The sequence below is a fragment of the Glycomyces sp. NPDC049804 genome, assembly GCF_040674615.1.
Lineage (GTDB): Bacteria > Actinomycetota > Actinomycetes > Mycobacteriales > Micromonosporaceae > Glycomyces > Glycomyces niveus.
Map to the genome: position 1 here is coordinate 35,193 of NZ_JBFAMQ010000008.1, position 17,638 is coordinate 52,830.

Below are 17,638 nucleotides of genomic sequence, written 5' to 3' on the forward strand. Positions count from 1 at the left end.
CAGGCTAAGGAGCCGCCCCTATCCGGCTGGTGCACCGCGGTGCCCCGGCGACCCCCGTTGACCGGTAGATCGACGCTTCGGCGCTTCGATTGCGGACCTGGCAACGGCAACAGCGAAAGGAGGTGCGGATCCGACCGAGAATGAGTCAGCCGGCATCGCCCATCTCGGGCAAGCCGGGGTTGAGCTCGGCTTCGAAGCGGGGATGCGCCCAGAGGTAGCGGCCCCGATTGCGCACGCGCACAAGCCCGCCGAAAAGCGGCCCATCGTCGCGGTTGCGCAGGACCGCGTGCGGCCCTTGAAGTAGCGCTCGTGCACCCGCATCCCATCGCGTGCAAATCGCGTTGGACGAATGCGGAGGCGTCGAGGAATGAGTGACGCGGTTCCCCCGGCAGTGGCGTTCAGGTCCAGCCGCGGCGGGTCGGACGGGTCGCCGGGGTGGGCTCGGGGTCGCGGGTGCGGTAGACGACGTAAGGGCGGAAGAGGTACCAGACGGGGGCGCTGAAGGCGTGGACGAGGCGGGTGAAGGGGAAGAGGGCGAAGAGGGCGAGGCCGATGAGGGCGTGGAGTTTGAAGGATCCGGAGGCTGCGGTCATGGCGGTGACGTCGGGTTGGAGGATCCAGATGCTGCGGAACCAGGGGGAGACGGTCTCGCGGTAGTCGGTCTCGTGGGCGCCGGTGAGGCCCGCGACGGCGGAGAGGAGGGTGGTGGTGAGGCCCGCGAGGATGGCGGCGACGAGGACGAGGTACATGAGCTTGTCGTTGACGGTGGTGGCGCTGAAGACCGGGCCGGTGGTGCGGCGGCGGTAGATGAGGAGGGCGATGCCGCCGAGGGTCGTCGCGCCCGCGATCGCGCCCAGGGTGAGGGCGGTGAGGTGGTACTGGTCGTCGGTGATGCCTGCGGCGTCGGTCCAGGACTCGGGGATCAGCAGGCCGACAACGTGGCCGATGATCACCACGAGGAGCCCGAAGTGGAACATCGGGCTGGCGATGCGGAGGAGTCTCGATTCGTAGAGCTGGGAGGATCGGGTGGTCCAGCCGAAGCGGTCGTAGCGGTAGCGCCAGATCGTGCCTCCGATGAGGACGGCGAGCACGACGTAGGGCAGCGCGCCCCAGAGCAGGTAGTCGACCGTGGTCGGGCTCATCGCCTGGCTCCCATCGCCACCGGCATGCCCAAGGGCACGGTGCGGCCGTACGGGTCGAGTCCTACGTCCTCTGCCGGGGGTCCGGCGGCGGCCAGGCGCGCGGCCTCGCGGCGGGCTTCGTCGGAGGGCGGGAGGGTTGCGGCCACGGCGTCCAGGACAGCGGCGTAGGCGCTGCGTGATTCGTGGAGGGCGGCGCGGAGCAGCTCGATGCCGGGCTGGAAGGCTCGCAGGAGCCGCAGTCCTTGGGCGGCATCGCCTCTGGCCGCGAATTCGAGGACCACCGCCAGGTGGTCGGGGAGTTCGCCGGGGTCGAGCCGCCATCCGCAGGCCGCATAGATCTCCTTGATCCGGGCCAGCGCGTGGCCGCGTCGTCGAGTGTCGCCGTCGGTGTAGTAGGTGAGGTGGAGCGCCCGGCGGCGCTTGAGGTCGAAGGTGCGCACGTATTCGGCACCGAGGTCGAGTTCGCCGGTGTCGCGGGCGTAGGCGCAGAACGCCTGCAGTGCGGCATGGCCTGACTCGGTGAGGGCCTGCGCTACGAGCGGGAGGCGTTCGTAGAAGGCCTCGTCGGGGTAGCAGAGGAGCATCGCCGCCGCTTGGCGGGTCACTGCGTGCTCGTTCATCGCGCCTCCTCGTTCCGGTCCTGGCGGTCGCGGTCGGGGCGGTGCTTCCGGTCCCGTTCCGCGCTGTGCTTCCGGTCCCGTTCCGGGAACAAGCCGGGCGGCCTGCCGTTGCCGTCCCAGTTGAGGAGGTTGAAGCGGCGTCCAGGGGCGGTGCGGTCGTCGCTGGTCTGGCGGTCGCGGAGGGCGTGGAACGTCTCGACGCTGGCGGCCTGGGGCCGGCCGGAGGCCTCGCCGAACGGGACGGCGCCGCCCATGCCGCCCATGCCGGGGCCGCCTTCGAAGTCGAGGGAGCAGCCGATCTCGTCGATGACGCCGCGGTCGGCCTCATCGACGCCGTAGGCGGTGGGGATGACATACCGGTCGTCGTACTTGGCGAGGGCGAGCAGGCGGTACATCTGCTCGATGTCCCCGCCCGTGAGGCCGACCGCTGCGGCGATGGCCTCGTCGGGAGTGTCGCCGAGGTTGATGCGGCGCATGTGGGCGCGCATCGCGGCGAGCTTGTTGAGGACGGCCGTGACCGGGGCGGTGTCGCCCGCGGTGAAGAGCTCGGCGAGGTATTCGACCGGGATGCGCAGGGTGTCGACGGCGGCGAAGAGGTTGGCGGCGTCCTCGCCGTCGTGGCCGGTCTCGCTCAGGGCGTCGACGACGGGCGAGAGCGGCGGGATGTACCAGACCATGGGCATGGTCCGGTATTCCGGGTGGAGCGGGAGGGCGACGCGGAACCGCTTGGCGAGCATGAGGACCGGTGAGCGCCGGGCGGATTCGATCCAGCGCTCGGGGATGCCGTCGCGGGCGGCGGCGGCCTGGACGTCGGGGTCGTCGGGGTCGAGGAAGAGGTCGAGCTGGGCTTCGTAGAGGTCGCGTTCGTCCTTGACGGCGGCGGCCCTGCCGACGCGTTCGACGTCGTAGAGGACGACGCCGAGGTAGCGGAGGCGGCCGACGCAGGTCTCGGAGCAGACGGTGGGCATGCCGACCTCGACGCGCGGGTAGCAGAGCGTGCACTTCTCGGCCTTGCCGGTCTTGTGGTTGAAGTACACCTTCTTGTAGGGGCAGCCGGTGACGCACATGCGCCAGCCGCGGCACTGGTCCTGGTCGACCAGGACGATGCCGTCCTCGGCGCGCTTGTACATGGCGCCCGAGGGGCAGGAGGCGACGCAGCTGGGGTTGAGGCAGTGCTCGCAGATGCGCGGCAGGTAGAACATGAAGCTCTGCTCGTACTCGAACTTGACCTTGTCGCCGAGCTTCTGCACGATCGGGTCCTGGGAGCCGAGCTGCTCGCCGCCGGCGAGGTCGTCGTCCCAGTTGGCGCTCCAGGTGATCGGCATGGGGTCGCCGGTGATGAGGGACCGGGGCCGGGCGCCGGGGATGTCGTCGCCGAGGGGGGCGGTGACGAGGTGCTCGTAGTCGTACGTCCAGGGCTCGTAGTAGTCCTGGAGGGACGGCATCTTGGGGTTGGCGAAGATCGTGGCGAGCTTCTTGAGGCGGCCGCCGGCGCGGGGCTTCAACCGGCCTGCGGTCGTGCGCTTCCAGCCGCCCTGCCAGCGGTCCTGGTCCTCGTGTCGGCGCGGGTAGCCCTGGCCGGGACGGGTCTCGACGTTGTTGAACCACGCGTATTCGACGCCGGAGCGGTTGGTCCACGCCTGCTTGCAGGTGACGGAGCAGGTGTGGCAGCCGATGCACTTGTCGAGGTTCATGACCATGGCGACCTGCGCCATGACCTTGCCGATGCGCTTGTCCGCCATCAGTACTGGACCTCCGTGGTGCGTTTGCGGACGACGGTGACCTCGTCGCGCTGGTTGCCGGTGGGGCCGATGTAGTTGAACGCGTAGGAGAACTGGGCGTAGCCGCCGATGAGGTGGGTGGGTTTGACGAGGAGGCGGGTGAGGGAGTTGTGGATGCCGCCGCGTTTGCCGGTGGTCTCGGTCTTCGGCACGTCGACCACGCGCTCCTGGGCGTGGTACATGTACACGGTCCCTTGCGGGATGCGGTGGGAGACGACGAGGCGGGCGGCGACGACGCCGTTGCGGTTGACCGCTTCGACCCAGTCGTTGTCCTCGGCGCCGATGGCGGCGGCGTCGCGGGGGCTCATCCAGATGTTGGGGCCGCCGCGCGAGAGGGTGAGCATGAGCAGGTTGTCCTGGTACTCGGAGTGGATGGACCACTTGGAGTGCGGGGTGAGGTATCGGACGGCGACGGCCTTCTCGCCGGTGGGGCCGATCTCGGGCTCTGCGAAGAGGCGGTGCATGTCGAGCGGGGGCCGGTAGACGGGCAGGGCCTCGCCGAACTCGTGCATCCAGTCGTGGTCGAGGAAGCAGTGCTGGCGGCCGGTGAGGGTGTGCCAGGGCTTGTCGTGCTCGAGGTTGATGGTGAACGGCGAGTACCGGCGGTCGTGGGCCTCTTTGCCGGACCATTCGGGGCTGGCGCCGACGGGCGTGGGGCCGCGCTGGGTGTCGGTGAAGACGACGCGTCGTTCGGCGGAGCCGTGGATGAGCGCTGCGAAGTCGGTGCCGACGCGAGCGGCGAGGCGTTCGAAGCCTTGGGCGGCGAGGCGCCCGTTGCTGGTGCCGGAGAGGGCGAGGATCGTCTCGCAGGCCTTGACGTCGGTGTCGATGAGCGGCCGGCCCGCGGCGGGGCCTTGGACCTCGACGCCGTTGCGGGTCTTGAGCCAGTCGATCTCGAGGTCGGGGGTGAACGAGACGCCTTTGACGGGCAGGCCCTGGGTCTCGGCGAGGGGGCCGAGGGCGCGCATCTTCGCGGCGACGGCCGGGTAGTCGCGTTCGACGGCGATGATCGCGGGCGCGGTCTTCCCCGGCACGGGCGGTATGCCGGCGGCCTTCCAGTCGGGGGCGATGCCGCCGGGTTGGGCGAGCTCGCCTGGGGTGTCGTGCTGGTGGGGTGCGGCGACGAGGTCGGTGGCGGTGCCGAGGTGGTCTTCGGCGAGTTCGGAGAAGCGCTGTGCGAGGGCGTGGAAGGCCTCGAAGTCGGTGCGGGCCTGCCAGGGCGGGTCGATCGCGGGCGAGAAGGCGTGCACGAACGGGTGCATGTCCGTTGTGGACAGGTCGTGCTTCTCGTACCAGGTGGCGGCGGGCAGCACGATGTCGGAGAGCAGGGTCGTGCTGGTCATGCGGAAGTCGAGGGAGAGGAGCAGGTCGAGCTTCCCTTGGGGCGCTCGGCCGTGCCAGACGACGCCGGCGGGGCGGTGGGCCGGTTTCGCTTCCTCGCCTTGGACCGAGTGCTGGGTGCCGAGGAGGTGCCTGAGGAAGTACTCGTCGCCTTTCGCGCTGGAGCCGAATAGGTTCGCGCGCCAGACGGTGAGCACGCGCGGCCAGTTCTCGGGCGCGTCCGGGTCCTCGCACGCGAACCGCAGGTCGCCGGTGGCGAGTTCGCGGGCGACGTAGTCGGCCGGTGCGAGCCCGGCTTCGCGGGCGTCCCGGGCGATGAGCAGCGGGTTGCGGTCGAAGGTCGGGTAGGAGGGCATCCAGCCCATGCGGGCCGAGGCCGCCACGAGGTCGGCGGTGTGGGCGGCGCCCAGGCGGCCCGGGCCGGTGGCCGAGGCGAGGGCGTCGGATTTGTAGGTGTCGTACCGCCACTGGTCGGTGTGCAGGTACCAGTAGGGTGTGGCGGCCATGAACCGCGCCGGGCGCGTCCAGTCCATCGCGGAGGCGTATGCGGCCCAGCCGGTCTGGGTGCGGCACTTCTCCTGGCCGACGTAGTGGGCCCAGCCGCCGCCGTTCCTGCCCTGGCAGCCGGTGAGCAGCAGGAGGGTGAGGAACGCGCGGTACATGGTGTCGCCGTGGAACCACTGGTTCGTGCCCGCGCCGAGCACGATCATCGCCCGGCCGCCCGAATCCCTTGCGGTGGCGGCGAACTCGCGGGCGATGCGGACGGTGCGGTCGGCTTTGACCGAGGTGATCGACTCGGACCACGCGGGTGTGCACGGCTGCGACGCGTCGTCGTAGCCGGTGGGCCATTGGCCGGGCAGGCCTGGGCGGGCCACCCCGTACTGGGCGAGGAGGAGGTCGAACACCGTGGTCACGAGGCGGCCTTCGACGCGGCGGACCGGGACGCCCCGGAGCATCACGCCTTCGCCGTCTTCGAGCGCAGCGGCGCCGTCGAAGCGCGGCAGTGCCACCGTCTCGCGCTCGCACCCGTCCTCGTGGAAGCTGAGCAGCGGCTGCGCGCCCTGCAGGTCGAGGTTCCAGTTGCCCGGGTGCTCCTCGTCCCAGCGGTGGCCGAGCGTCCCGTGCGGGGCGACCGGCTCGCCGGTGCGCTCGTCGATGAAGACCGGCTTCCACTCCGCGTACGGCTCCTGGCCCGGAAGGGCGTCGCGGCGCAGGAACTTGCCCGGCACGAGGCGGCCGCGGCGCTCGACGAGCTCGACCAGGAACGGCAGGTCGGTGTATTTGCGCACGTAGGCGTCGAAGGCCTCCGTCCGCGCCTCCACGAAGTGCTCCTTGAGGATCACGTGGCCCATCGCCATCGCCAGCGCGCCGTCGGTGCCCGGGTGCGGGGCGAGCCATTCGTCGGCGAACTTGGCGGCGTCGTTGTAGTCGGGCGCGACGGTGACGACCTTCTGGCCGCGGTAGCGGGCCTCGGCCATCCAGTGCGCGTCCGGGGTGCGGGTGACGGGCACGTTCGAGCCCCACAGCATGAGGTACGCGGCGTCCCACCAGTCGCCCGACTCGGGCACGTCGGTCTGGTCGCCGAAGACCTGCGGGGACGCGACCGGAAGGTCGGCGTACCAGTCGTAGAACGAGAGCATCGAGCCGCCGAGCAGGTTCACGAACCGCGCGCCGACGCCGTGCGAGACCTGCGACATCGCGGGGATCGGGCTGAATCCGGCGATCCGGTCGGGGCCGTACGCGCCGATGGTGTGCACATGCGCGGCGGCGGCGATCTCGACCGCCTCGTCCCAGGTGATGCGCACGAGCCCGCCCTTGCCGCGCGCGGACTGGTACCGGCGGCGCTTCTGGGGGTCGGTGGTGATCTCGGCCCAGGCGGCGACCGGGTCGCCCAGGCGCGCTTTCGCTTCGCCGTACATCTCGACGAGGACGCCGCGCCCGTACGGGTAGCGCACGCGCGTGGGCGAGTAGGTGTACCAGGAGAACGCGGCGCCCCGCGGGCAGCCGCGCGGCTCGTACTCGGGCCGGTCGGGTCCGACCGAGGGGTAGTCGGTCGCCTGGGTCTCCCAGGTGATGATGCCGTCCTTGACGTAGACGTTCCAGGAGCACGAGCCGGTGCAGTTGACGCCGTGGGTGGAGCGCACGACCTTGTCGTGGCTCCAGCGGTCGCGGTAGAACACGTCCCCTTCGCGGCCGCCCTCCTTGAACACCGCCCACATGTCCTCTGTGGACTCGCTGCGGGTGAGGAAGACGCCCGTGCGCAGGAGCAGGTCCGCGGCGCCGGAGGCGGCCTGGTCGGTTCGCGGCATGCGCCTGGCTCCCTTCGCGCGGCGGCGGGCGGCCCCCTGGTGCGGGAGCCGGTGCCCAGATTAGGTTCTTTCGACCCAGCAAAGAGGACTAATCGGCATACTGTGCTCGGGGCCGATGCCGCCGCTCCGGTCAGCGGCGGCGCGCTCGTTCCGCCCCGCGAGGAGGCCCTGCAGATGAGCACCGCCGGACGGACCGCGGCCGCCGAGACCGCCGTGCAGCGCGGGGCCGGGTCGAACCTGGCCCTCGCCACCGCCGCGTTCGCGCTCACGTTCTGGGCGTGGAACCTCATCGGCCCCCTCTCGAAGACCTACGCCGACCGGCTCGACCTCGACGCCGCGCAGACGTCGATCCTGGTCGCGTTCCCCGTGCTCGTGGGCGCGGTCGGGCGCATCCCGGCGGGCATCCTCACCGACCGGTTCGGCGGACGTGCCATGCTCACCGCGTCGTGCTTCGCCGCGATCGTCCCGGTGCTCCTCGTCGGCCTCTCCGGCGACTCCTATGCGGCCCTGCTGGTCTCGGGGTTCCTCCTCGGCATCGCGGGGACCTCGTTCGCGGTCGGCATCCCGTTCGTCAACGCCTGGTACCCGCCCTCCAGGCGCGGCTTCGCGACCGGGGTCTTCGGCGCGGGCATGGGCGGCACCGCGCTCTCGGCGTTCCTCACCCCGCGCCTCGTGGACGCCTTGGGGCTCTTGCCGACGCACCTGGTCATGTGCGGCGCGCTCGCCGTCATGGGCGTCGTGGTCTGGATGTGCGCGCGCGACGCCCCGCAGTGGCGGGCCTCGACCGAGCCGGCGCTGCCGCGCCTCAAAGGCGTCATGAGTCTCAAGGTCACCTGGCAGATGTCGCTGCTGTACGCCATCGCGTTCGGCGGCTTCGTGGCGTTCTCGACCTACCTGCCGACGATGCTGGTCGCCGAGTACGGCCTCTCGCAGACCGACGCGGGCCTGCGCACCGCCGGGTTCAGCCTGGCCGCCGTGGTCGCGCGCCCGGCGGGCGGCGTCCTCTCGGACCGGGTCGGGCCGCTCAAGGTCTGCCTCACCTCGTTCTTCGGCGCCGCGGTCATGGCCGTCATCCTGGCGTTCGAGCCGCCGCTGGAGATCCCGGCCGGGACCTCGTTCGTCCTCATGGCCCTGTTCCTCGGCCTCGGCGCCGGCGGCGTGTTCGCGCTCGTCGCCGAGCTCGTCGATCCCGCCCGCGTCGGCGGCGTCACCGGGGTCGTGGGCGCGGCGGGCGGCCTCGGCGGGTACTTCCCGCCGCTCATCATGGGCGCGAACTACCAGGCGAACGGCGACTACACGATCGGCCTGCTGCTGCTGTCGGTCACCGCGCTCCTGGTCGGGCTGTTCACGCTCAAGGCGTTCGGGATGCTCCCGAAGCGGACTCGATTACTCCTCGCGAATGAACGCGGCCGGGCCGGAATCCCCCTCAAGGCGGAGGATCCGGCCCGCCGCGCGCCCTAGGGTGAAGCCATGCTCGAAATCAAGGACCTGCACAAGCGGTTCGGCGACACCATTGCCCTCGACGGCGTGTCGCTCACCGCCGCCCCCGGCGAAGTGGTCGGGTTCGTCGGCGCGAACGGCGCCGGGAAGACCACCACCATGCGCATCGCCATGGGCGTGCTCGCCGCCGACTCCGGCCAGATCGTCTATAACGGCTCGCCGCTCGGGGTCGAGCACCGCCGCCGCTTCGGGTACATGCCCTCCGAGCGCGGCCTCTACCCGAAGATGAAGACCGGCGAGCAGATCGCGTACTTCGGCGAGCTGCACGGCATGAGCCGCGCCGAGGCCCGGCGCTCCGCCGCCGACCTCCTCGACCAGCTCAACCTCACCGCCCGCGCGGGCGACTTCGTGCAGGACCTCTCCCTGGGCAACCAGCAGCGCGTCCAGCTCGCGGTCTCGCTCGTGCACGACCCCGAGGCGCTCATCCTCGACGAGCCGTTCTCCGGCCTCGACCCGCTCGCCGTTGACGTCATGGGCACCGCCCTCAAGGACCGCGCCGCCGCCGGCGCGCCCGTCATCTTCTCCAGCCACCAGCTCGACCTCATCGAACGCCTCTGCGACTCCGTGGTCATCATCGGCAACGGCCGGATCATCGCCGCCGGAGGCGTGGACGAGCTGAAGGCCAAGGAGGTCAAGCAGCTGCGCGTCAGCGTCCAGACCGGCGAGGACCTCACCGCCGCGCTGCCGGGCGCCGTCACCCGCGACGGCGACGACTACCTCGTGGAGGACGCCGACGACCAGGAGGTGCTGCGCATCGCCGCCGCCGCCGGGCGCGTCACCCACTTCGCCTACGACCAGCCGACCATCGCCGAGATCTTCAGAGAGGCCGTGACCCGATGAGCGCCCCGAACCCCGAGCCCTCCCGCCTGCGGGGCCTCCTCCTCGTCGCCGGGCGCGAGATCCGCGTGCGCGGCCTGTCCAAGGCCAACATCGTCAGCCTCATCATCACCGTCGTCATCGTCGGCGCCCTCGCCGCGCTCCCCACCCTCATCGGCGGGGACGAGGGCGACGAGAAGATCGGCCTCGCCGGCGCCAACGCCGCCGCGATGCAGGCCCAGCTCGACGCCATGGGCGGCTTCGACATCACCGTCTACGGCACCGCCGCCGAAGCCGAGCAGGCCGTCGAGGACGAAGCCGTCGAGGCCGCCGTCGCCGACGGGTCCCTCTACAGCCGCGACGGCGTCGGCAACGAGCTCGAGACCCGGCTCGACGCCGCCTGGCAGGCCGCCAGCGTCCAGACGAACCTCGCGAACGCCGGCCTCTCCGACCAGGAGATCGCCGGGGCGCTCAGCGTCGAGCCCCTCGAGTTCGTGACCCTCGAGTCGGGCGGCGTCACCGGCCCGCTCGACTACTTCACCGGGCTCATCATCTCCATCATCATGTTCATGATGCTCATGACCCCGGTGCAGTACATCGCCATGGGCGTCGTCGAGGAGAAGTCCAGCCGCATCGTCGAGATCCTCCTGACCAGCCTCAAGCCCTGGCAGCTCCTGGGCGGCAAGGTCATCGGCCTCGGCGTGATCTCCCTGGTCAACCTCGTCGCCATGGTCGCGGTCGGCCTCGGCGTCTCCGCCGCCACCGGGATGCTCTCGGACCTGCCGCCGGGCACCGCCTCGGCGGCCGTCTCCACGGTCGGCTGGTGGCTCATCGCCTTCGCGCTCTTCGGGACCCTCGCCGGCGGCGTCGGCTCGCTCGTGTCGCGCCAGGAGGAGTCCGGGTCGGTCCTGACCCCGCTCATCATGTCGCTCACCGTCAGCTACATCGGCGCGATCTTCCTGCTGAACGCGCCCACCAGCACCTTCGCCGAGATCCTCTCGCTCGTGCCGCCGTTCTCGGCCATCGCGATGCCCACCCGCATGGCGATCGCCGAGGTCCCCGCCTGGCAGATCGGCCTCTCCGCCGGGCTCCTCGCCCTCGCGGCCGCCGGGGCGCTCGCGCTCGGCGCGCAGCTGTACAAGCGCAGCGTGCTCTTCACCGGCTCGCGCCTCAAGCTCTCGGAGGCGCTGCGCCGCGCCGCGTAAGCGCACGGAGAAGGGCCCGGGATCGAATCCCGGGCCCTTTCGGCTTGTCCGCTTACTCGGTCAGGAAGAGGAAGTACCCGGCCGAGGCGAGCATGAGCACCCACGCGATCGGGTGCACATCGCGCCAGCGGCCCTTGGCGGCCATCATGATCGGGAAGAACACCAGGCCCAGGGCGATGCCGTTCGAGATCGAGTAGGTCAGCGGCATCGCGGCGACGATGAGGAACGCCGGGATCGCGTACTCGAGCTTCGCCCATTCGATCTCGCCGAGCGCCTTCGCCATGAGCACGCCCACGACGATGAGCGCGGGCGCGGTGACCGCCGGGTTGTTGGCGACCAGGCCGAACACCGGGAAGGCCACGAGCGACACGATGAACCAGAAGCCGGTCGTCACCGCGGTGAGGCCGGTGCGGCCGCCGACCGAGACGCCCGCGGTGGACTCGATGTACGCGGTCGTCGTCGACGTGCCGAGCACCGCGCCCGCCGACGTGGCGATCGAGTCGGTGGCGAGGGCGCGGCCCGCGCGCGGCAGCTTGCCGTCCTTGACGAGCCCGGCCTGCCCGGCGACGGCGAACAGCGTCCCGGCGGTGTCGAAGAAGTCCACGAACAGCATGGTCAGGATGACCGCGATCATGTGGACGGTGAACGCGTCCTCGAAACCGGTGAACGCCGCGCCGAACGAGTCGAGGTTCGGGGTGAAGCCCTCGGCGAGCCGCAGGTCGATGACGCCGGTGACGACGCCGACGACGAGCGTGGCGAGCATCCCGTAGAAGACGCCGCCCTTCCAGCCGAGGACCATGAACACGGCCGTCACGAGCAGGCCGAAGACCGTCAGCAGCACCGTGCCGTCGGTGAAGTCGCCGATGGTGACGAAGGTGGCCTCGGAGGCGACCACGACCTCGCCGCCTTTGAGGCCGATGAACGCGATGAACAGGCCGATGCCCGCCCCGACCGCGAGCTTCAGCTGCGCCGGGATCGCGTTCACGATCGCCTCGCGCGCACCGGTGACGGCGAGGATGAAGAACAGCACGCCCGACACGAACGTGCCGGTCAGCGCCGTCTGCCACGGGATGCCGAGGGTGAGGACCACGGTGAACGCGAAGAACGCGTTGAGGCCCATGCCCGGCGCGGTGGCGATCGGGTACCTGGCCCACAGGCCCATGATGAGGCAGCCGAGGGCCGAGGCCAGCGCGGTCGCGGTGAAGACCGCGCCGGGGTTCGGCGCGTCGACGCCGGCGGCGGAGAGGCCGAAGCTGAGGATGCCGGGGTTGACGGCGAGGATGTACGCCATCGCGAGGAAGGTCGTGGTCCCGGCGAGGACCTCGCGCTTCCAGTTGGTCTTGTTCTCGGTCATCCCGAAGAACCGGTCGACGCGGCCGGTCTGCGGCGCGTCCTGCTTCTCTTCTGTGGCGTCGGTGGCCATGTGGCGGGCACTCCTGTGCGGGCGTGAGGCGATGCCGGGCAGCTGGCACCTCGGAAAACAGGGTAACGGGGCAGGTACTGAACCTGCGGGTAATGTACCGGGTCCGCCGCGGAGAGGAAAGTGCTCGGGTCTTGCGAATGTGAGTTTTACGCACCCGATATGACGAGGAAAACAAGCGACGCCCCGGAGCCAAGGGGGGGACGGCTCCGGGGCGTCGACTTAGGGTCGAGCCCCCGGTGGCAGGATTCCGGGGGCTCGACAAGGACCGCACCGTCAAGCAGCGGGCGGTAGTCGCGTGCCTCTACCCGACGAATCGGGCTTCCTGCCTTGAGACAACTGCTAAACGCGACGGCGACTCGGCCGGTTGCATAACAGTTGGGTAACGGCCGCTACGCCTCTTCGGCGCCGCGGCGGCGGCTCATGAACACGAGGATCACCGCGCCGGCCACCAGGAGCACGCCGGCGGCGGCGAGCACCCATGCGAGCGGCGAACCGGTGACGGGCAGCGACGAGCCCGGCTTGGTCGTGGACTGCTGCGGCACCGAGGTCGTGGCGGCCGGGCTGGAGGACTGCTCGCCGGGGCTCGAGGACTGCTCCCCCGGGCTGGTCGGCTCGTCCTCGGTGGTCGGCTCCTCGCCGGGGCTGGTCGGCTCGTCCTCCGTGGTGGGCTCTTCGCCCGGGCTGGAGGGCTCCTCTTCCGTGGTGGGCTCCTCACCGGGACTGGAGGGCTCGTCGGGACTGGACGGCTCGTCCTCCGTGGTGGGCTCTTCGGACGGGGTCTCCTCGTCCGGCTCGTCCTCGGTGGCCGGGCAGGTGTGGGTGAGATTGAACTGCGGTTCCTTGCCGCCCTTGCCCTTGTCGTCCTCGACGAGGTCCACTTCGGCGTCGGCGTCGATGAGGGTCAGGCCGGCGGGCGTGATGATGTACGCCTTGTTGTCGCCGCTGCCGCTGACGATGCCGCCGTCCGCGTTCGTGTCGTAGCGCAGGACGTTGCCGTCCTCGTCCTGGAACACGGCCTCGATGTACTTGAAGTTCCCTTCCGCCGGAACGGAGTTCGGCAGGACGAAGACCCAGCCGTCGAGCCAGTCGGCGGTGTCGCCCGGGATCTGGTCGCAGCTGCGGTCCGAGAAGCCCGCGGCGGTGGTGGGCACATTGCCGGGGTTGATCGAGATGGTGTCGTAGCCGTCCGCGAGCGCGGGAACGGCGAAGGCGAGCGCGAGGGCTCCGGTGAGGCCCGCGCCGGCAGCGGCGGCGAGGGTCGTGTGGCGACGTGTGATTCGCAAGGCGGTCTCCGTGATGGGTATGGAGCGGAGCGGTCGAAAGCGCCGGATTTCAACCGTTTCGTCTGCGGTGGAACCGCATTCGAGGATGGGCACTCCTTTAACGCCGGGCGGTGCGGGCGCGTTGCGCCGCTTTCGGCCGACTCTGAGCTCACCCGAACGGCTGACCTGCGTTAACGTCTCGAACCGCCGCAGAAACGACACCGCCCCCGGGGAGGTTCCCGGGGGCGGCGTCAGTGCGCTTCGCGGGCTACCAGTCCTGGGCCTCGCGGCGGCGGCGCATGACCATGTAGATCGCGGCGCCGCCCGCGGCGAGGGCCGCGGCGGAGACGAGGGCGATGGTCAGCGGGGTGCCGGTGGTCGGCAGGGTCGAGCCGACGGGGCTGGTCGAGGCCTCACCGGGGGTCGAGGACTCCTCGCCCGGGCTCGAGGGCTCCTCGCCGGGGGAGGACGGCTCCTCGCCGGGGCTGCTGGGCTCTTCCTCGCCCGGCTCGCCGGGGCAGGTGTGGGTCAGGTTGAACTGGGCGCCCTCGTCCGGGTCCTCGACCTCGGCCTCGGCGTCCACCAGGGTCCAGCCGGCGGGGGCCAGGATGTAGGCCTTGTTGTCGCCGGAGCCGTCGACGATCGCGCCGTCGCCGTCGGTGCTGAGGACGTGCTCGTCGCCCTCGGCGTCCTCGAACGTGGCGGTCACGGAGATGAAGTTGCCTTCGGCTCCGGCGGCGGCGGGGAGCACGAAGACCCAGCCGTCGACGTCCGCCGCGATGTCGGCGGGCAGGTTCTCACAGGAGTTCTCGAACTCCCCGGCGGTCGTGGGCACATTCCCGGGGTTGATGGGGATGGTGACGATCGCGGCCTGCGCGGCCGAGGCGACGGCGAGGGAGCCGACCAGGCCCGCGGCCGCGACGAGGCCGAAGCGGCCGGCCTGCTTGAAGGATTGCTTGAGTTCCACTTGGGGACGCTCCGTTTTTCATCTGCCAGAGGAAGCGAATGTGCCGGATTCGTGATGGGCACTCCCATCACGCCTGTGGAGAACATGAGGTTGCAGCACATTCAGGTAACGGAGCAGGGCCGTGCGGCGGTGTGGCAGCGCGTCGCGGAGTCGGGGCGTCGAGGTGGCTGCGCCGCAGGTGAAGCAGCGCGGACATGGCAGTGCCCCCGCGGGGGGCCGCGGGGGCACTCGCTGCCGTGATCGGCGCGACGGAGGCGATCAGGCTCCGGCGCCGCGGAGCGCTAGCGCGGGAAGCCGCCGCGCGGCTTGCCCGGGCAGGCGTGCGTCAGGTTGAAGAACGCGCCGTCGTCGGGGTCCTCCACCTCGGCTTCGGCGTCGATGAGGGTCTAGCCCGGGGGCGAGACGATGTAGGCCTTGTTGTCGCCGGAGCCGTCGACGATGCCGCCGTCGGTCGCGGTGCCGAGGACGTGCGGGTCGCCGTCGCCGTCCTCGAAGAGCGCGGTCACCGAGATGAAGTTGCCCTCGGCCCCGGCGGATTCGGGGAGGACGAACACCCAGCCGTCCTCGGTCTTGGCGATGTCGTCGGGCGGGATGTTGTCGCAGGACTGCTTCTCGAACCCGGCGGCGGTGGTGGGCACGTTGCCGGGGTTGAGGAAGATCGTCTCGACCGCGGCGAGGGCGGGCGAAGGGAGCACGAAGGCCCCGAGCACCCCCGCGGAGACGACGACGCCCGTAGTGATGGATTTGACCGTGTGTCGCATATCGACTACCTTCCGTTGTCGGTCGATTGCAGAGGGGAATGTACCGATGCCCAGGGGTTCTTCGGTCCGAAATGGACGATAAGAACGCTGTAGCGCCGCCGATCACCCCCGCCGGCCTGGACACCCGGACTGGACAAAGGCCGGAGATCCTATAGGATCTTGCGCATGGCAGCAGCATTGAAGCTCACCTATGACACCGCCCCCGACGCCTGGCACGAAGGCCTCCCGATCGGGGAGGGCCGCATCGGCGCGATGCTCTGGGGCCCCCGGATCGAACTCAACGAGGACGGCTTCTGGGCGGGCGACGGCTCATGGAGCGTCCCCGAAGGCGCCGAAGGCCTCGCGGCCCAGGCCGCCGAGGCGGTCCGCCGCGGCGACTACGTCGCCGCCGATCGGCTCGTGACCGGCATGACCGGCCAGGAGTGCGACGCCTACCAGCCCGCCGGCGCCTTCGTCGCGACCCACTCCGACGACGCCGGTGCCGAGCGGCGCGAACTCGATCTGCGCGACGGCGTCGCCACGATCGAGCGCGGCCGCGTCCGCCAAGAGGCCTTCGCCTCCGCCGTCCACCAGGTCATCGCCCTGCGCTGGACCGCCGAGACGCCCTTCGACCTCGACCTGCGCTTCGAATGGCCGCACGAAGGCGGCACGATCACCGTCGGCGCCGCCGAACTCGACGTCACCGGCCGCGCGCCCGTGAGCGTCGTCGGCGGCGTCCCCGACTACTCCCGCACCGAAGGCGTGCGGCGGCTCGGCCTCAGCGCCCAGCTGCGCTGCGACGGCGACATCGCCGGAACCGAAGGCGGCCACCGCTTCACCGGCTGCCGCAGCGTCGAGGTCTACCTCGCCCTGCGCTCCGACACCGACGAGGCGACCGCGCTCGACGCCGCCCGCGCCGAGGCCGGACAGGCCGCCGCCGCGGGCTGGCAGACCCTCTTCGACACCCACATCGCCGCGCACCGCGAGGTCATGGAGCGCGTCTCGCTCGACCTCAATCCACAGGAGCCTGTGGACGACGACGCCACCACGGCCGAGCGGCTGCACCGCCGCGCCGCCGGCGGCCAGGACGAAGACCTCGCAGTGCTCGCGTTCCAGTTCGGCCGCTACCTCCTCATCGGCTCCTCCAGGCCCGGCACCCAGCCCGCGAACCTCCAGGGCATCTGGAACCACCATGTCACCCCGCCGTGGAACAGCGACTACACCACGAACATCAACGTGGAGATGAACTACTGGCCCGCTGAGACCTGCGCGCTCCCCGAGTTCCACGAGCCGCTGTTCGACCTCGTCGGCGACCTCTCGCGCACCGGCGTCGAGACCGCGCGGCGCCTCTACGGTGCGGGCGGCTGGTGCTGCCACCACAACACCGACTACTGGCGCACCACGGTCCCGGTGCAGGGGCGCGCGTGCTGGCAGAACTGGCCCATGGCCGGCCTGTGGCTCTCGATGCACCTCGCCGAGCGCTGGCGCTTCTCGCGCGACGAGGAGTTCCTGGCCGACCGCCTGCCGATCGCCCTGGGCGCGGCCCGGTTCGCGTTCGACCGCCTCTCCGAGGGCAAGGACGGCACGCTCGTCACCAGCCCGGCCACCAGCCCCGAGAACGAATTCGTCACCCCCGAGGGGAACTCGGCGGTCGACGAGTCCACCGGCATGGACGCGGCCCTCGTGCGCGAGCTGTTCGCGTTCGTCCTCGAAGCCGCCGACGTGGTCGCCGAGACCCTGCACGGCGACGACCTCCAGCTCGTCGAAGGCATCAAAGAGGTCATGCCGCGCCTGGCCGGGGCGAAGATCGGCGCGGACGGGCGGCTCCTCGAATGGGCCGACGAGCGCGAAGAGTCCGAACCGCACCACCGGCACGTCTCGCACCTGTACGGGGTCTACCCCGGCGCCTCGTTCGCGGACGCGCCCGAACTGCTCGACGCCGCCCGCAAGAGCCTCGAAGCGCGCGGCGACGCGGGCACCGGCTGGTCCCTCGCGTGGAAGACCGCCCTGTGGGCCCGCCTCGGCGACGGCGACCGGGCGCACCAGCTGCTCGGCGAGTTCCTGACGCCCGTGGGCTTCCGCGGCGAAGGCGAGTACGCCGACGGCGGCGTCTACGCCTCGCTGCTGTGCGCCCACCCGCCCTTCCAGATCGACGGGAACTTCGGCACGACCGCCGCGATCGCCGAGATGCTCGTCCAGTCCCACCGCACCGCCGACGGCGCGCCCGTGCTCGACCTGCTGCCCGCCCTGCCCAGCGCCTGGCCCGAAGGGGAGGTGCGCGGCCTGCGCGCCCGCGGCGGCGTCACCCTCGAGCGGCTCGCCTGGAGCGGCGGGCGGGCGACCGAGCTGACCCTGGTGGCCGCCTGCGACACGACCGTCGTCGTCGACGGCGAAGCGGTCCGCCTCGCCGAAGGCGAGCTCTGGACCGCGAAGTTCTAAACAGCGCAACGGATTAAGGAGTGCACTGGGGTGCACAGGGGAGCGGCCGGAGCCATGAGGCTCCGGCCGCTTGGGTATGAAGGCCCGCGGCTG

General features: G+C 70.9%; 12 protein-coding genes. 4 read left to right on the forward strand and 8 right to left on the reverse strand.

Annotated elements, in window-relative coordinates:
• Positions 1-398: 398 nt before the first annotated feature.
• Genes narI through AB0K52_RS14800 form a run of 4 tightly spaced genes read right to left on the reverse strand, consistent with a single transcriptional unit; the run spans position 399 to position 7,193 of the window.
• The gene (gene narI, locus AB0K52_RS14785; protein WP_363531551.1) at positions 399-1,142 is read right to left on the reverse strand and encodes a respiratory nitrate reductase subunit gamma; all 744 of its coding nucleotides are present in this window, start codon (positions 1,140-1,142) and stop codon (positions 399-401) included.
• Positions 1,139-1,762, reverse strand: a complete 624-nt coding sequence (narJ, locus tag AB0K52_RS14790) for a nitrate reductase molybdenum cofactor assembly chaperone (protein WP_363531554.1) — start codon at positions 1,760-1,762, stop codon at positions 1,139-1,141. The genes narI and narJ overlap by 4 nt, the downstream gene beginning before the upstream one ends.
• Complete coding sequence (narH, locus tag AB0K52_RS14795) at positions 1,759-3,504, reverse strand: nitrate reductase subunit beta (RefSeq protein ID WP_363531557.1); 1,746 nt, start codon at positions 3,502-3,504, stop codon at positions 1,759-1,761. The genes narJ and narH overlap by 4 nt, the downstream gene beginning before the upstream one ends.
• Entirely contained in the window at positions 3,504-7,193 is a 3,690-nt protein-coding gene (locus tag AB0K52_RS14800; protein ID WP_363531560.1) for a nitrate reductase subunit alpha, read from the reverse strand. The genes narH and AB0K52_RS14800 overlap by 1 nt, the downstream gene beginning before the upstream one ends.
• 174 nt (positions 7,194-7,367) lie before the next feature.
• Here AB0K52_RS14800 and AB0K52_RS14805 point away from each other — a divergent pair, with 174 nt between their 5' ends.
• The 3 genes from AB0K52_RS14805 to AB0K52_RS14815 are packed head-to-tail and all read left to right on the forward strand — an operon-like array spanning position 7,368 to position 10,714.
• Complete coding sequence (locus AB0K52_RS14805; protein ID WP_363531563.1) at positions 7,368-8,654, forward strand: MFS transporter; 1,287 nt, start codon at positions 7,368-7,370, stop codon at positions 8,652-8,654.
• 9 nt (positions 8,655-8,663) lie between these two features.
• Positions 8,664-9,533 (forward strand): ATP-binding cassette domain-containing protein, encoded by an 870-nt coding sequence (locus tag AB0K52_RS14810; RefSeq protein WP_363531566.1) that lies wholly within the window; start codon positions 8,664-8,666, stop codon positions 9,531-9,533.
• Complete coding sequence (locus AB0K52_RS14815) at positions 9,530-10,714, forward strand: ABC transporter permease (RefSeq protein WP_363531569.1); 1,185 nt, start codon at positions 9,530-9,532, stop codon at positions 10,712-10,714. Before AB0K52_RS14810 ends, AB0K52_RS14815 begins: the two co-directional genes overlap by 4 nt.
• 52 nt (positions 10,715-10,766) lie before the next feature.
• On the opposite strand, the gene AB0K52_RS14820 is transcribed toward AB0K52_RS14815, so the two are convergent.
• The 4 genes from AB0K52_RS14820 to AB0K52_RS14835 form a co-directional block, all read right to left on the reverse strand.
• The gene (locus AB0K52_RS14820; protein ID WP_363531572.1) at positions 10,767-12,137 is read right to left on the reverse strand and encodes an NCS2 family permease; all 1,371 of its coding nucleotides are present in this window, start codon (positions 12,135-12,137) and stop codon (positions 10,767-10,769) included.
• Between the two features lie 389 nt (positions 12,138-12,526).
• On the reverse strand, positions 12,527-13,420 hold the full coding sequence (locus AB0K52_RS14825; protein WP_363531575.1) for a hypothetical protein: 894 nt from the start codon (positions 13,418-13,420) through the stop codon (positions 12,527-12,529).
• Between the two features lie 247 nt (positions 13,421-13,667).
• Positions 13,668-14,366: a hypothetical protein gene (locus tag AB0K52_RS14830; RefSeq protein WP_363531578.1), complete on the reverse strand. Its 699-nt coding sequence runs from the start codon at positions 14,364-14,366 to the stop codon at positions 13,668-13,670.
• A gap of 386 nt (positions 14,367-14,752) precedes the next feature.
• The gene (locus AB0K52_RS14835; RefSeq protein ID WP_363531581.1) at positions 14,753-15,127 is read right to left on the reverse strand and encodes a hypothetical protein; all 375 of its coding nucleotides are present in this window, start codon (positions 15,125-15,127) and stop codon (positions 14,753-14,755) included.
• Positions 15,128-15,292: 165 nt separating this feature from the next.
• Here AB0K52_RS14835 and AB0K52_RS14840 point away from each other — a divergent pair, with 165 nt between their 5' ends.
• Positions 15,293-17,545 (forward strand): glycoside hydrolase N-terminal domain-containing protein, encoded by a 2,253-nt coding sequence (locus AB0K52_RS14840; RefSeq protein WP_363531584.1) that lies wholly within the window; start codon positions 15,293-15,295, stop codon positions 17,543-17,545.
• Positions 17,546-17,638 lie beyond the last annotated feature (93 nt).